We start from the raw sequence: 14,950 nt of genomic DNA, 5'->3' as shown, positions 1-14,950 counted from the left end.
GGTATACAAGAGAGAGACTACATGAAAAATATTAGAAATTTTTGCATTATTGCACATATTGATCACGGTAAGAGTACACTGGCAGATCGATTATTGGACTTTACCGGATCAGTAACCGCTCGTGAAGCGCAAGCACAATTACTTGATAGTATGGATTTGGAGCGTGAACGTGGGATTACGATCAAGAGTCATGCGATCCAGATGGAATATAAACACAAAGGAGAGGAGTATATCCTTAATCTTATTGATACTCCTGGTCATGTTGATTTTTCTTATGAGGTTTCTCGTTCTATTGCAGCCTGTGAAGGAGCGCTACTAATTGTAGATGCAGCACAAAGTATACAGGCGCAGACAATTTCTAATTTATATCTGGCTCTCGAAAATGATCTGGAAATTATTCCGGTACTCAATAAAGTAGACTTACCAAGTGCTAATCCAGAAGAAGTGACCGATGATATTGTAGATCTTTTGGGATGTGATGCCGAAGAAGTAATTCCTGCAAGTGCTAAAACAGGGATAGGTATAGAAGAAATTCTTACTGCCATTATAGAACGTGTTCCTCCACCAGAAGGAAATCCTGAAGAACCTTTGCAGGCTCTGATTTTTGATTCGGTTTATAACTCGTTTAGAGGTGTAGAAACATATTTTAAGGTAGTTAATGGTGAAATTAAAAAAGGGCAACAGATTAAGTTTGTGGCTACCGGGAAAAACTATTCTGCTGATGAGGTAGGAACATTGAAATTAAATCAGGAACCTAAACAGGTAATCAAAACAGGAGATGTAGGATATCTTATTACAGGTATTAAAGATGCACGCGAAGTAAAAGTAGGAGATACTATTACAGATGCCAAAACACCTACACAAAATGCAATTGAAGGTTTTGAGGATGTAAAACCTATGGTATTTGCTGGGATTTATCCTGTAGATACAGAAGATTATGAAGAACTTCGTAATTCTATGGAAAAATTACAACTTAATGATGCTTCTTTGGTGTTTGTACCAGAGAGTTCGGCAGCACTAGGTTTTGGTTTTAGATGTGGATTCCTGGGGATGTTACATATGGAGATTATTCAGGAACGATTGGAGCGTGAATTTAACATGACCGTTATCACTACAGTACCCAATGTGTCGTATCATGCGTTTACCAATAAAAATCCTGATGATATCATAATTGTAAATAATCCATCTGATTTACCGGATCCCTCTTCTATGAACAGAGTAGAAGAACCGTATATCAAAGCTTCTATTATTACCAAATCTGATTTTGTAGGATCCGTAATGTCTTTATGTATCGAGAAACGAGGAGAAATAACAAACCAAACCTATTTGACTACAGAGCGAGTAGAGCTTACCTTTGATATGCCATTGGCAGAGATCGTATTTGATTTTTATGATCGCTTAAAAACAGTATCAAAAGGATATGCATCTTTTGATTATACACCTATTGGTATGCGCTCTTCTAAGCTGGTAAAAGTAGATGTTTTACTTAATGGAAATATTGTAGATGCATTATCGGCATTATTACATAAAGATAATGCTTATAATATAGGTAAGAAGATCTGTGAGAAATTAAAAGAACTGATCCCTCGCCAACAATTTGATATCCCAATACAGGCAGCAATTGGAGCAAAATTTATTGCTCGTGAAACCGTAAAAGCTCTTCGTAAAGATGTAACAGCCAAATGTTATGGTGGTGATATTTCTCGTAAACGTAAATTATTAGAAAAGCAGAAAAAAGGAAAGAAACGAATGCGCCAGGTAGGTAATGTAGAGATTCCTCAGGAAGCATTTATGGCGGTATTAAAATTAAATGATTAGAGATTTGATTATTAGTTCCTTATAGATAGGTTTAATTTATTTGTTGTGCAATTCAAATAAAGTGCTTATTATAGCGTTGTTTTTTTATAATCTAAGAATATATACCCATGCTAAAGCCCCAATTAAAGCAGAGTCTAAAGGTCTTATCTTTTATAGCTTTCTTTGTTTTTTGTTTTCTTTCTTGTAGCAAAGATGATGATACTACAAATACTACTGATACTGGAGTTGACCCAGATCCCTCGGGAGAACAGACTGTTTTTGCAGAAGATTTTATTTTAGGTAAAGATAGTAAGCTTATAAACTATGTTTTATCGGAAGCAGATTACAATAAGTTTATTGCCGGGAATGGTGATTTTGCTATGGTGTCTAAAAAGGTATATGAGTATTTAAATGACAATTTTGATTTTATTTTTATACTCTCTGTTGAAACCGAACAACCTAATGGTTTGTATTATGGAGTAAATCAGAAAGTTAAAAACGATGTTCAGGGTGTAGGGTCATCTATTTATGATAATACCGCGGCATATGGTTCTAAAGGTGTGTTAAAGAGTGTTATTCACATGCCTAGAGCAGAATATATTAAAAATGGCCCCTTTTTACATGAAATCATGCATTATTGGGCAAATTATGATTTTATCCCAACCACAGTTGGTGGTCACTGGGGGTATTCTAGTGTAGGAGGGCAACTTGGTGGTTTTGATGAGCTTATTGATTTAGGAGGTGGTAATTATCAAGGAAAGATAGATGGTGAAGATGGGTTTGGCACTTTTGCCAATGGAGGAAACACGCTTGCGTATGGTAATTTAGAATTGTACCTTATGGGACTAATAAAAGAAAGTGAACTTAAATCGGTTCAGGTAGCAGAAAACCCGCAGGCAGTTGCAGCCGGAGGTAAGTTTACGGCAGATAAAATCACAACTTTTACAGCGGCAGATTTAATTACAAAAAATGGAGCTCGTGTACCTTCTGAAGAGAATTCTCAAAAAAGCTTTAAAGGAATTACAGTGGTTATTTCTACTTCGAAATTAGATGATGAAAAGGTTACATCTATCAATAAAGATTTAGATAATTTTACTAAAAAAGGAACTCCTGATTGGGGTAGTTTTTTCTTTAACTTTTGGCAGGCGACAGGAGAAAGAGCTACGCTTGAGATTGAAATCTCGCAGCAAGACATAAAATAGCTAATTCTAACTAGCTTTTTTAGCTTCAATCATCTTGTGTAACATATATTCTACACCATTATCATTATTACTTTTTGTTGAGTAATTGGCAATTGCTTTTACGTTTGGATGGGCATTTTCCATAGCAAAGCTATACGTTGCTCTGGTCATCATTTCGAGGTCATTGTTGTAATCTCCAAAAACCATAGTCTCTTCTGGTAATATATTATTGTTTTTTTGCAATTGTTGTAGTGCATGGCCTTTATTGGCAAGGTTATGAGAAAGGTCTAGCCAGATTTCTCCAGATACTTTTACTTTCAATTTGTTCTCTAGATGTTTTAAAGCAGGATAGAGGTATTCTTCTGCTCCTTTTTGATTACAAATTGCAATTTTGAGATATTGATCATCGATTACTTCTGCAAGATTTTCTACAATTTCATATCGATAATAATATTCATTAAACATATCGATAAAATCTTGCCCGTAATCTTCAATATACCCTCGTTTTCTTCCACAAACTATTACCTGAGAACCTTGTAATGTTTTAGAGATATCAAGTAATTCCAGATACGTTTCGCGATCGATTTCTGTAGTCTGAAGTTCTTTGTCTTGTTGCATAGTCAAAGCTCCGTTTTCGGCAATGACATAGATATCATCTTTAATTGGTTTTAGTTTGTCAATAATACTATAGTATTGTCTTCCACTAGCAGCAACAAAGGTTACACCCAGGTTATTTAGCTCTTCAAAAAGTTCAAAAAAACGACGGCTAACTTCACCATTAGTATTAAGAAGTGTGCCATCCATATCTGTAGCAACCATTTTGATTTGTGATAGATCCATAGTAATTTATAATTTTAAATTGTAAAGGTATTAGAGTTAGGGTAAATACAAGGTATTATAACTGTAAAATTTGTATTAAATTGCTGGTAAATAAAGAGCTTTGATCGGTTTGATAATACCTTTCAAAACAGATTGAATATTAATTAAAGGAACCCCCGAGTTGTACCGGGATAATACCATGAGATTTTTTCAAAAAGAGATACAATTACCGTCATATCCCAGAGGATTTCATTTGATTACGCCTAAAATTCTTGCCGAAATAAATGAAATAAAAGAAATACAGATAGGTCAGTTACAGGTGTTTATTAAGCATACATCTGCTAGTCTTACTATAAATGAGAATGCAGACCCCACGGTACGACAGGATTTTGAAAGTCATATGAATGTTATGGTTCCAGAAAATGCTTCTTATTATATACATACCTATGAGGGTCCTGATGATATGCCTGCTCATATTAAAGCTTCATTGATGGGTACTTCTGTTTTGATTCCTGTTACTAAGGGAGAATTAAATCTAGGAACATGGCAAGGTATTTATCTCTGTGAGCATAGAGATTACGGAGGCCCGAGAAAACTGGTTTTAACAGCTTATGGAGTATAGAGATTATATAAAAGACGATTTTGCTTTTATATTAATTAAACTTGCCATTCTGGTGCAAACCAGAATGACAAGCATCATAGATTTTATGAGTCTAATCTAGTATTATAACTAAAATACTTTACGATCCTAAAACCATTGTGCCCAAGGTATTCTCGATAGCATAAGAATCCAGGCAATGGTATAGAAAATAGCCAATGTTTTAAATTTAGGTGTAGAAGTAAGTTTCTTTTTATGTTTAGAATATCCCATTGTAATAAAAACAATGGTTAGGATCATCACTATAGGATGCTCTACATTATACAATCGTAACGTAGCATCTTTCATAATTTCTCCCATTTTGTGAGTTCCTGAGAACCAAACGACCAGAGGAGATACAAAGAAAATAATAATACCTATTAAAAGCTGAATATGAGTGACAATAAGTGCAAATAGAGAGACTCTAAAGTCTTTAGGAGCATATTCTCTTTTGGCAAAAAACCCAGCAAGGGCATTAATAGTTGCTAGTGTAACGATAAGAACAACAAGGTAAGCCCAATACGAATGGACGATTTGAATAGCTTCGTACATAATGATGTGTTTAGTTTATTCAAAGGTACATATAATGCATAAAAAAGCCTCACCCTAGTAGGATAGGAGTCTTTATTTAGACTTATTCTACGAAGTGTATGAGCTATTTGTGCTTATTGTTACTCATAATAAGTTTAGATACATATGATATATCAGTTTTATTCTAAAGCTTCCTGCGGAACCTCTCCTGTTAAGGTTTCTAAAAATAAATGAATCTCGTTAATTTGCTGTGGATTTAATTTTTGATTTAACTGAGTTTCTCCCATAATTGAAATGGCTTTTTTAAGATCTTTAACACTGCCATCATGAAAGTAAGGTGCTGTTTTTTCAATATTAAGTAACGAAGGAACCTTAAAGACATATTTATCGGTTTCATTTTTGGTGAGATCAAATCTACCGTTATCTATTTTTTCACTGTTTGTGTAGTCCCAATAATTTACAGTAAGCCCAAATTTTTGATACATATTACCTCCTAGTAGTGCTCCTGTATGACAGGTAATACAACCAACACTTATAAAAGTTTCCATACCTTTCTTTTCATATTTATTTAATGCAGAACCATCGCCAGCCATATATTTGTCAAACTTAGAAGGAGTGATTAGCTTTCGTTCAAAAGCACCAATGGCTTTTTCTATGTTTCTGTAGGTTATAGGAGTTTTTTCCTCTGGAAAAGCTTTGGCAAAAAGCTCAACATATTCTTCGATTTTTGATATTCGATCTACTACTACTGTTTCGCTGGGCATTGCCATTTCTATTGGGTTTAATATAGGGCCTCCAGCTTGTGCTTCTACATCCGGTTCTCGCCCATCCCAAAATTGGGCCATATGTAGTGCGGCATTTAGAGTTGTAGGAGAGTTACGTCCTCCTGGTTTACCATCATTACCTATCGAAAAAGATTGATTGTCAACTCCATATGTTTTTAGATTATGGCAGGTATTGCAACTTTGTGTATTGTCTTTAGAAAGTCGTTTGTCATAATAAAGTGTTTTACCCAGAGTTACTTTCTCATGAGTTATAGGATTTTCTGGATTTTCTGCTATTTTGGGTAATACACCAAAAGTTTTTCGAGCTGTTTTGTCAAGTTCTGATACTGCAACCGCCTTATTTCCGATTGAGGAAACAGGAATGTAATCTTTATCTTTTTGTTTAGAATCGTTTTTACACCCTACGCATATTGCAAGGACTAACCCCCATTGAAGTAAGTTTTTCATAGTATTGTTTTTGTGTTAATATATATATGTTAAAGTTGGATTTTTTACTGTCGTTATCATATAGGGATACTTACAAATAAAACAGTGTTTTTTTTGAAAAAAAATAAGCTGTTGTAATTGTTTCAATATCAGAAATTTACAACGGAGTTTGTGATGGTTTATTATTCGTTTAAGTATAGATAATAAAGACCAGAAATTGAGAGCATAAAAAAACCTCATTCGATTTTCGAATGAGGTTTTTGATATTTGTTTTATAAATTCTCTTAATTGAATATATAACGTAATCCTACTTGCATTTGCCATCTAGATGATTGAAGACCATTGTCATCTATTTGTTCAATTCCGTCTTCAAAAGAACTAGCGTCAAAAGTAAACTCAGGATCTGCTGTTCCTCCTCTTACTGTTTCAATTAATGCAACATTTCCAGGGATAAATTTACGTTTTCCCCAATCTTTATTTAAAAGATTAGTAAAGTTGAAAATATCAAGAGAAAGCTGAAGCGTATTTTTCTTATCACCAGTATTGATATAAAAATCCTGTAAGAATTTTAAGTCAATAGCATGACTCCAAGGACCTCTATCTCCATTACGTTCTGCATATCCACCTCTTCTTTTTCTTAAATAATCATTTCCTTCTATAAAAGCATCTAATGAAGCCCACTGTTCTGCAGGAGTAGCTGATCCTGGGATTATGTTTCCGTCGCGATCTCTAAAAGGAACAAGGTTAATTTCACTTGCGTTTGAAGGGATGTAGATAAGAGCATTATCTCTAGAATCATCATTTAAAAGGTCTCTACCTTCTCTGTAAACAAAAGAGTGAGGAGCACCTTGTGTACCTTCATAAAATAATGCAATTGTCGATTTCATAAACCCTAGGTATTCTTTTTCGTAACTAACATTAGCAGAAAAACGAGATCCTTGTGAAAAATCAGATCTTGACCTTGGGATGTTAGAGTTCTTACCATTTACTGTTTGAATATTTCTCCACTGTGAACTGTTTTGTGAAGAAGTACCATCAAAAACAGATTCTGATTCACCATAAGAATATGATACACTTCCTTGAAATCCGTTGTCAAAAGGTTTTCTTAGGGTAAAAGATGTATTATAAGAGAATCCTTCACCAGTATTGGTTCCAAGAATTATTCTTCCATAAGTATTGTCGATTCGATCTCCGAAACTATCACTGTAGTACGGTCTGTTATCAGCACCATTTAAAGTTCCTTCTGGTCCACGAATATTTAAGTTTTGATAATAAATATTAGTAATAACATCTGTGTATAAAAAGTCTGCACTTGCAATTAATCCCCAAAGTGGTAATTTTTGATCAATAGCGATATTGTATTTCATTACCTGAGGTAATTTTAGATCAGGAGTGAAAATGTCAATATTTCCTGCTGTTTCTCCAGTTCCTGGTGCTACGGCTACAGGTTGTTGGTTAACATTTGGGTTAAAAGTTATTGTAGAAGGGTCTAGATTAAAGCCGCCAGTAAATCCACCGGTAATACCATTATTGTTATATGAACCACCTGGCCATACTAATGGGATTCTTGAAGTAAAAATACCAAAACCACCGCGTATTTGAGTAGTCTTATCATTTTTTACATCCCAGTTAAATCCAACACGAGGAGATAAATGTGCAGAAGGTCTTATTTTTTTACCTACTCTTGCACCTTGAAGATCTTTTCCTGCAGCTTCAAGAAGAGGAATAGTTCTATCGTTAAAATCAGGATTTTCAGCACCCGCATCAAAAATAGGAACATCAACTCTTAGTCCAGCTGTTAATTTAAAATTATCAGTTACACTTATTTCATCTTGAACATAAAAACTTGGTTGATATAATTTAAATTCAGATGCTCCAGAAGACTCATCACCTACGGCATTACCTCCTACTAGAGAATATCCTTTTTGATATTCATCAATAATACCATTAAAGAAATCACTTAAACTATTAAAGGTGTAATCTCCGTAATTAAAAGCAAAAAATAAGTTTTTAATTTTTGAAAACTCATGTTGAGTACCTATAGTTACTGTGTGTTTACCACTGTAAATCTCAAAATTATCGGCTATATTAACAATATCCTGATCTAATAGGTTTGCAGTAGAAAAAGGTTCTGCTCCAAAAGAAATTGTTCCTCCACCATCACGAATATCAACAGTTGGAAATGGGTTACCAGAAGGATCACGATCGTCTCTTACCGATTTATAACCAATAAGTAAGTTGTTAGAAGCCCAACTTCCTATAGAAGAACTAAATTCTAAAGTAGTTTCGTTTTTAGTACTTTCAAAAAGCTCAGAACCATTAATAAAACCAATATTTCTGTTACCACTATTTCTTGCTTCTAAATTTTCAGCTTTTACAAAATTGTGCTTTAGACTTAATTGATGGTTGTCATTAATATTCCAATCTAATTTAACGGTTAATTTATCACTGTCTAATGTTCTTGTATTATTGTCAAACCCACCAGGATTATAACCATATGTTGTCTGTAAGAAATTAGATAGATTTTGGATATCAGCCAAAGTAGCATTTCCTTGGTAGTTGCTAAAATTAAATGGCTGTGGAGTTTCTTGTTCTTCTCTCTCGTAATTAACAAAGTAAAATAATTTGTCTTTTATAATTGGACCACCAATACGAGCTCCATAAATTTTTGCTGAGAAATCAGATAATTTTTCTCTTGATTCACCAGTTCCTACTAAACTTGGAGGAGTTTTTCCTGCAAGACTTTCGTTTCTAAAATAGGTATAGGCAGATCCTTCTATGGTATTTGTTCCTGATCGAGTGATTGCATTTATAGCACCTCCAGAGAATCCTGATTGTCTTACATCAAAAGGAGCTATGTTAATTTGAAAAGTTTCAATCGCATCGATTGAGAATGGATTTACCCCTGTTTGTCCACCATCAGTACCTGATCCGGCAAGACCAAATACATCATTACTTACCCCTCCGTCAATATATAAGGCATTGTATCTGTTATTTTGCCCAGCTAAAGAAACAGAAAAACCATCGTCTCCTTCAGTTATTTGAGCTTGAGGTGTAATTCTTACAAAGTCGGCAACAGATCTTGATACCGAAGGTAAAGAATTAATTTGTCTCTCTGTCACCGTAGTTTCTGTACCTGTTTTACCAGAATCAAAAACACTATTGTTAGTTACTGTAATTATAACTTGTTCAAGAGCACTAGCCTCTTCAATCATTTGAGTGCTGATATTTTGCGAATCTCCTAATTGAAGAAAAGTATTGTCTTTTACATAATCCTTAAAACCAACATAAGAAATAGTAACCTTGTATGGTCCACCAGTTCTCATATTTGCTATTCTGTAAAAGCCATCAAAATCGGTAATTGCACCATATTTTGTTCCAGATGGAGTGTGGATCGCAACTACATTGGCACCAGGAAGAGCTTGTCCTGTATTATCAGTTATCTTACCATTAATGGAAGATTTGGTTACCCCTTGCGCAAACGTTTCCCCAACGACTGCCATAAGGATTACAACAAATAAAAATGTAATCTTTTTCATGAGTGTGTTTTAGTTGTTTTTAATTGTCTCATGAAACTCTTAACGATTAAAATAATAACACTATAAGGTTTAAAAATCATTTAAATCGTATCCAGTTTCGTAAATATTTGATAGAGTTAATAATCTTCGCAAAAGAACGAATCTTTATGCGTGCATAGTTTATTAAAATGTTAAATTTTATACAGATTTGTATTATAGTTTTTAAGATAATTTTTTTTTGTACCAGATTGATTATTAATTAATTGAAGATATTAAAAAGTTATTAACTAAGAAATTGTTAATTAAAAATTGATACAATCTTGCAACATTGGGTGAAAAAAACGTCCAGAGTATGAAAAATAGATGCTAAATAGATTAATATTAACATATTACTAGTACCAAAAAGAGAATAAGTTTTCAAATCAATTTATGGTTACAAATTGATTTGAAAACTTATTTTTTTATTTTCTGAAAATAGATTTATTATTCAGATTTCTTTAAATACCGTTGTAAAAGCGTATTTGTTGACGAATCATGTTTTTTAACCTCATGAGTATCGATTTCTGATAAGATCGTAGTAGCCAATTGCTTACCTAATTCTACACCCCATTGGTCATAGCTAAAAATATTCCATATGATACCTTGAACAAAAATACGTTGTTCATACATTGATACTAGTGCTCCTAAACTTTTTGGGGTAAGGGTGTCAATTAAAATAGTAGTAGTAGGTTTGTTACCTGCGAATACTTTAAAAGGCAATAGTTTTTTCAGTGTTTCTTCAGAGGTGTTTATTGCATTTAATTCCTGAAGCACTTCTTCTTGTGTTTTACCATTCATCAAGGCTTCTGTTTGTGCAAAAAAGTTGGCCATTAATTTATTTTGATGATCCTGATCTCCAAATAAAGAGTGCTTAAAGCCAATAAACTCTGCTGGAATCAATTTTGTCCCTTGATGAATCAATTGAAAAAAGGCATGCTGGGCATTGGTACCTGGTTCGCCCCAGATAATTGTACCCGTTTGGTAGTTAATAGGGTTACCATTGCGATCGATACTTTTTCCGTTACTTTCCATAATACCTTGCTGCAGGTATGCTGGTAATCTATGTAAATATTGAGAATATGGGATGATAGCTTCACTTTCTGCATTAAAAAAATTATTATACCATATACTAAGCATTCCTAAAATTACTGGAATATTTTCTTCAAAAGGAGTGTTCTTAAAATGCTCATCCATTTCATGAGCACCTACTAGCAGAGCTTCAAAATTTTCATAACCTATAGATAAACATATAGATAATCCAACTGCGCTCCATAAAGAAAAGCGACCCCCAACCCAATCCCATAGTGGGAAGATATTTTCTTCTGCAATCCCAAAGTTGGTCACATTAGAAATATTACTTGACACGGCTACAAAATGGCTTCCTACAGCTTCTTTTGGTGCATTTTTGGTGAACCAATTTCTTGCTGTTGTAGCATTGGATATCGTTTCTTGAGTAGAAAAAGTTTTAGATACAACTACAAATAAAGTAGTCTCTGGGTTTAAATTTTTTAAGTTTTGATGAACATGATCTCCATCTACATTAGAAATAAAATGTAGGTTAAGATGATTCTTATAATAAGCTAAGGACTCTGTAATCATAGCAGGGCCAAGATCAGACCCCCCAATACCAATATTTACAATATCTGTAAAAGCTTTACCTGTATACCCTTTAAGATTTCCTGAAATAACCTGGTGGCTAAAGGACTTTATTTTTTCTTTTACGTTTGTAACTTCCGAAATTATATTTTTCCCATCAATGGTGACTTGATGTGTTGATGGTGTTCTAAGAGCAGTGTGTAGAACAGCTCTATTTTCTGTTTCATTGATAGTGCTTCCGTCAAAATAACATTGTATGGCTTCATCAAGTTTTACTTCTCTAGCCAGATCTAATAATAATTTTTTTGTAGTCTTATCTATTCTGTTTTTAGAATAATCTACATAAAAGTCCTTCCATTCAATCGACAAGTCAGTAGCACGATCTGGATATTGTTCGAAAAGATCTTTAAGATGTGTTTTTTTTATAGTTTCATAATGAGATTGTAATGCTTCCCAGGCTTTTGTGGTGGTTGGGTTAATAGTTGGTAATGTCATGATTTATAAAATTTCCAGTGGTTTTTGTGGTTTAAAAGAAATACTATCTAGTTCGGTCTTTAAAGGTTCGATGTGGTTATAAAATCCTTGTCTAAGACTGTCGGCTAATGGTTTTGAAGCTGGCAAATCTTGTTTGAATGGATCTACTTCTTTTCCGTTTTTCCAGAATCTGTAACATACATGAGGACCTCCTGTATTACCGGTCATCCCAATATACCCTATAACATCTCCTTGCTTTACAAATTCACCTACTTTTACAGCTTGTCTGCTCATGTGTAGATATTGAGTGTCATAAGTGGCATTATGTCTTATTTTTACATATTTACCGTTTCCACCTTTGCGCTCGGATTTGGTTACAATACCGTCTGCGGTGGCTAGTATAGGAGTGCCTATAGGAGCAGCAAAATCAGTACCTCTATGTGGTCTTATTTTGTAGCCATAGTATTTAATTCTACGTTTAAGGTTGTATCGAGAAGAAATTCTACTAAATTTCACAGGAGCAGTAAGAAATGCTCTACGCAAATTATTAGCTTCTTCATCATAGTAATCTACAGAATTATTGATAGAATCATCCATAAATCTAAAAGCATAGATTGGTTTACCTCTGTGCTCAAAATATGATGCTTTAATTTGGTCAACTCCAGCAGGAATAGTGTCATCAATAAATTTCTCTGTATAAACTACCTTAAATCTATCTCCGGCTTGTAATCTTGTGAAATCAATAGTCCAGGCATAAATATCTGCCATGTTATATGCAACCAGAAAATTGAGATCCATATCATCAAATGTTTGCATTAAACTGCTGTTTATAGTTCCTGAAGCAGTTTTTTCAACCAGTGTTACCGGTTTTTTGCTTTTTTTAGCAATAATACTATCTCTAAAATCGATCACAGTATAATCGATTTTATTATTTTGATATACAAATACCTGGGCTTTTTCTGTAGTATCTTTTGATTTAAGAAGCATATAAGGTTTTCCTGCCTGAATCCTGGCTACATTAAAAGTGTCTTTAATTGTATTGGTGATCTCGAATACTTTAGTTCTGCTTATGCCATGAGTATCCATAATAGCACCAAAACTATCTCCGGGACGTATGGTGTCTTTCACAACATTAAAATCATTTAGGACATAACCAAATTCGGTTATAATAGGGGGTGCTTTTTCTTCCTCGATAACTTCGGGAACAATAATTTTTGCTTCTTTTGTTTCTTTCTTACATGAAAATAATACTACCGCTATAAGTAGTAAATAACCTATTTGCTTCAACTGACGACTATTTTATTTTGCGGTATTAAATTGATGAGTAACCCATTGTTGACCCCAGTTTTCTTTTTCTTCCTTAGTCCAAAGATTAGGAAAAAACATAATCCTTTGAAAACTTGGAGGCAAGAAACTTTTCCAGTTCGTTCCTCCTGTAGCCAAAACTTCACCTTTCTCTTTATTGAGATACCTATAGGCAGCACCCATGTGCATTAATAACCAATTAACATTCACATTAGTGTCAAAAGTACGTAATGCTTCGATAAGGAGCACATTATTTTGTTCTTTTTCTGGTAGTTCGAGATATTTATGAAAAATAGTGCTGTGTTGTACCTGGTGAGCAATACGCATCATTCTTGGTGTATATCGATATTCGAATTGCTTAAGTGTAAGTGTTTTTTCGCCGGTTTCTTTATCGGTAGCACCAGATTTCCAGTATAAATGTTCGAATACATCTTCGAGAACATCTTTTTCAGAAAACATACTTCTTTCCTTTGTGCTCACTAGATTTGCCAGAGGGGTCGAATATATCTCGATCAACCTGAATTGCACAGATTGAAAACCACTTGCAGGTAGAAGAGACATTCGATATTTAAGAAACTGTTCTCTGTCCATTCCTCTAATCATAACATCAAAAGAATTGATCAGGACTCTAAAATAACGATTTACCCGATCAATTTTAGCAGTAAAAAATGCAGCATTTTGTAATTTATCATCAATAATTTGCTTTAGCTCGTGTATGATTAATTTAAAATAGAGCTCTGTAATTTGATGATAAGTGATGAAAATTTCTTCATCGGGAAAATGTGTTCTAGGGATTTGTAAACTTAATAAAGTGTCTAAATGTATATAATCCCAATAGGTTAAATATCGATCATGAAGCAGGCCATCTAAATATGATCCCAAATCCTGGCCAGAATTTTTAAATTTTTTTTCTAGTTGCTTTATTTTTTCGGCGATCTCTGGTTGTATAGATTCATTCATTAATCTACTATAATTTTAAATGGGTGTTTAAGTCCTTTAAATGCATCTAAATCTGCTTTTATCGAACCAACTAGGATATCAGCTTTTATTCTTACAGGCATTCGATTGTCATCATCACTAACCCATACAGTCATACTTTCTTCTTCTTTAAAAACTCTATCTGCTTGAACATAGGGTCTAAATTTTAAACATGCAATTTTACCCATTTTGGTTTTAATTACTTCTCGTCCTAAGAACTTTAACTTAAAACGATAGCTTTCATTATCAAAAAACATATTTACATACTGTTCGTCTCCTTTTTTTAGAGAAGATGTATTAATATTATTACGCAAGTAGTAAAAAGAAGACATCATGTCCTGTACATCAGATTGTATAGGGTAAGACTTTTTTGTATTGTGCTTTTTGTTGAAAACTAATGCCTTATTTTCATTATGATCGAAGTTAATTTCTATATTCTTAGTATGTCCTCCTTCATTTATTTTTCGAATAAAACGATAAGGTTTTACTCTATCGATATCAATATAAGTTTCATAATAGTCTTCTACTTTAAAAAAGACGCTTAAAAAACCAGATGATTTACCTGTACCAATTATATGATGTACCGGTTTACCATTTAACTGTTCTTTTTTAATTTCAAGTGTAGCATAACTAGCTGTAAAAAGGCCATAATGAATTCTAAACTTAAACCATTCTCCAGAATCGAATGCTTTATGGCTATCTTGAGCAAAAGCAGGAACTATACTTGTTATCAAAAGCAATATGATAATACACTTTTTCATAGTTTAGGGCATTGTTATTATTTGATATACATATTAATTACAATATCCATTCCAAAAATACTATTTAATATGAAGAGATAAAAATGAATGTTGTTATCTAATC

Annotated in this window: 11 protein-coding genes; 3 read left to right on the top strand and 8 right to left on the bottom strand. The window is 33.5% G+C overall.

The genetic code is table 11. The features are described 5' to 3' along the window. The first annotated feature begins 21 nt into the window (after positions 1 to 21). On the top strand, positions 22 to 1,818 hold the full coding sequence (gene lepA, locus Z053_RS0108325) for a translation elongation factor 4 (RefSeq protein ID WP_025664579.1): 1,797 nt from the start codon (positions 22 to 24) through the stop codon (positions 1,816 to 1,818). Between the two features lie 107 nt (positions 1,819 to 1,925). Further along, positions 1,926 to 2,999, top strand: coding sequence for a hypothetical protein (locus tag Z053_RS0108320; protein WP_025664578.1), 1,074 nt, complete (start codon positions 1,926 to 1,928; stop codon positions 2,997 to 2,999). 6 nt (positions 3,000 to 3,005) lie between these two features. On the opposite strand, the gene Z053_RS0108315 is transcribed toward Z053_RS0108320, so the two are convergent. Then, on the bottom strand, positions 3,006 to 3,818 hold the full coding sequence (locus Z053_RS0108315) for a Cof-type HAD-IIB family hydrolase (protein WP_025664577.1): 813 nt from the start codon (positions 3,816 to 3,818) through the stop codon (positions 3,006 to 3,008). 178 nt (positions 3,819 to 3,996) lie between these two features. On the opposite strand from Z053_RS0108315, the gene Z053_RS0108310 reads away from it, so the two are divergent. Further along, entirely contained in the window at positions 3,997 to 4,419 is a 423-nt protein-coding gene (locus Z053_RS0108310) for a secondary thiamine-phosphate synthase enzyme YjbQ (protein ID WP_025664576.1), read from the top strand. Between the two features lie 126 nt (positions 4,420 to 4,545). On the opposite strand, the gene Z053_RS0108305 is transcribed toward Z053_RS0108310, so the two are convergent. From Z053_RS0108305 to Z053_RS0108275, 7 genes are all read right to left on the bottom strand, one after another. Then, positions 4,546 to 4,986, bottom strand: a complete 441-nt coding sequence (locus tag Z053_RS0108305; RefSeq protein ID WP_025664574.1) for a hypothetical protein — start codon at positions 4,984 to 4,986, stop codon at positions 4,546 to 4,548. Between the two features lie 158 nt (positions 4,987 to 5,144). Continuing rightward, a complete protein-coding gene (locus tag Z053_RS0108300; RefSeq protein WP_025664573.1) occupies positions 5,145 to 6,197 on the bottom strand; it encodes a cytochrome-c peroxidase in 1,053 nt (350 codons plus the stop codon). 263 nt (positions 6,198 to 6,460) lie between these two features. Beyond that, the gene (locus Z053_RS0108295) at positions 6,461 to 9,715 is read right to left on the bottom strand and encodes a TonB-dependent receptor (RefSeq protein WP_025664572.1); all 3,255 of its coding nucleotides are present in this window, start codon (positions 9,713 to 9,715) and stop codon (positions 6,461 to 6,463) included. Between the two features lie 462 nt (positions 9,716 to 10,177). Continuing rightward, positions 10,178 to 11,824, bottom strand: coding sequence for a glucose-6-phosphate isomerase (pgi, locus tag Z053_RS0108290; RefSeq protein WP_025664571.1), 1,647 nt, complete (start codon positions 11,822 to 11,824; stop codon positions 10,178 to 10,180). A gap of 3 nt (positions 11,825 to 11,827) precedes the next feature. Continuing rightward, a complete protein-coding gene (locus Z053_RS0108285) occupies positions 11,828 to 13,090 on the bottom strand; it encodes a peptidoglycan DD-metalloendopeptidase family protein (protein WP_025664570.1) in 1,263 nt (420 codons plus the stop codon). 12 nt (positions 13,091 to 13,102) lie between these two features. Beyond that, complete coding sequence (locus tag Z053_RS0108280) at positions 13,103 to 14,068, bottom strand: tryptophan 2,3-dioxygenase family protein (RefSeq protein WP_025664569.1); 966 nt, start codon at positions 14,066 to 14,068, stop codon at positions 13,103 to 13,105. Continuing rightward, positions 14,068 to 14,847: a DUF3108 domain-containing protein gene (locus Z053_RS0108275; RefSeq protein ID WP_025664568.1), complete on the bottom strand. Its 780-nt coding sequence runs from the start codon at positions 14,845 to 14,847 to the stop codon at positions 14,068 to 14,070. Before Z053_RS0108275 ends, Z053_RS0108280 begins: the two co-directional genes overlap by 1 nt. Positions 14,848 to 14,950: the final 103 nt, after the last annotated feature.

This window comes from Aquimarina megaterium XH134, assembly GCF_000520975.1.
Lineage (GTDB): Bacteria > Bacteroidota > Bacteroidia > Flavobacteriales > Flavobacteriaceae > Aquimarina > Aquimarina megaterium.
This window is presented reverse-complemented; position numbering and strand designations above follow the sequence as displayed.

Bases quoted from the DNA above. Each gene is read 5' to 3' on its own strand.
- lepA (WP_025664579.1), top strand. From the start codon at position 22: ATGAAAAATATTAGAAATTTTTGCATTATTGCACATATTGATCACGGT.
- Z053_RS0108320 (WP_025664578.1), top strand. From the start codon at position 1,926: ATGCTAAAGCCCCAATTAAAGCAGAGTCTAAAGGTCTTATCTTTTATA.
- Z053_RS0108315 (WP_025664577.1), bottom strand. From the start codon at position 3,818: ATGGATCTATCACAAATCAAAATGGTTGCTACAGATATGGATGGCACA.
- Z053_RS0108310 (WP_025664576.1), top strand. From the start codon at position 3,997: ATGAGATTTTTTCAAAAAGAGATACAATTACCGTCATATCCCAGAGGA.
- Z053_RS0108305 (WP_025664574.1), bottom strand. From the start codon at position 4,986: ATGTACGAAGCTATTCAAATCGTCCATTCGTATTGGGCTTACCTTGTT.
- Z053_RS0108300 (WP_025664573.1), bottom strand. From the start codon at position 6,197: ATGAAAAACTTACTTCAATGGGGGTTAGTCCTTGCAATATGCGTAGGG.
- Z053_RS0108295 (WP_025664572.1), bottom strand. From the start codon at position 9,715: ATGAAAAAGATTACATTTTTATTTGTTGTAATCCTTATGGCAGTCGTT.
- pgi (WP_025664571.1), bottom strand. From the start codon at position 11,824: ATGACATTACCAACTATTAACCCAACCACCACAAAAGCCTGGGAAGCA.
- Z053_RS0108280 (WP_025664569.1), bottom strand. From the start codon at position 14,068: ATGAATGAATCTATACAACCAGAGATCGCCGAAAAAATAAAGCAACTA.
- Z053_RS0108275 (WP_025664568.1), bottom strand. From the start codon at position 14,847: ATGAAAAAGTGTATTATCATATTGCTTTTGATAACAAGTATAGTTCCT.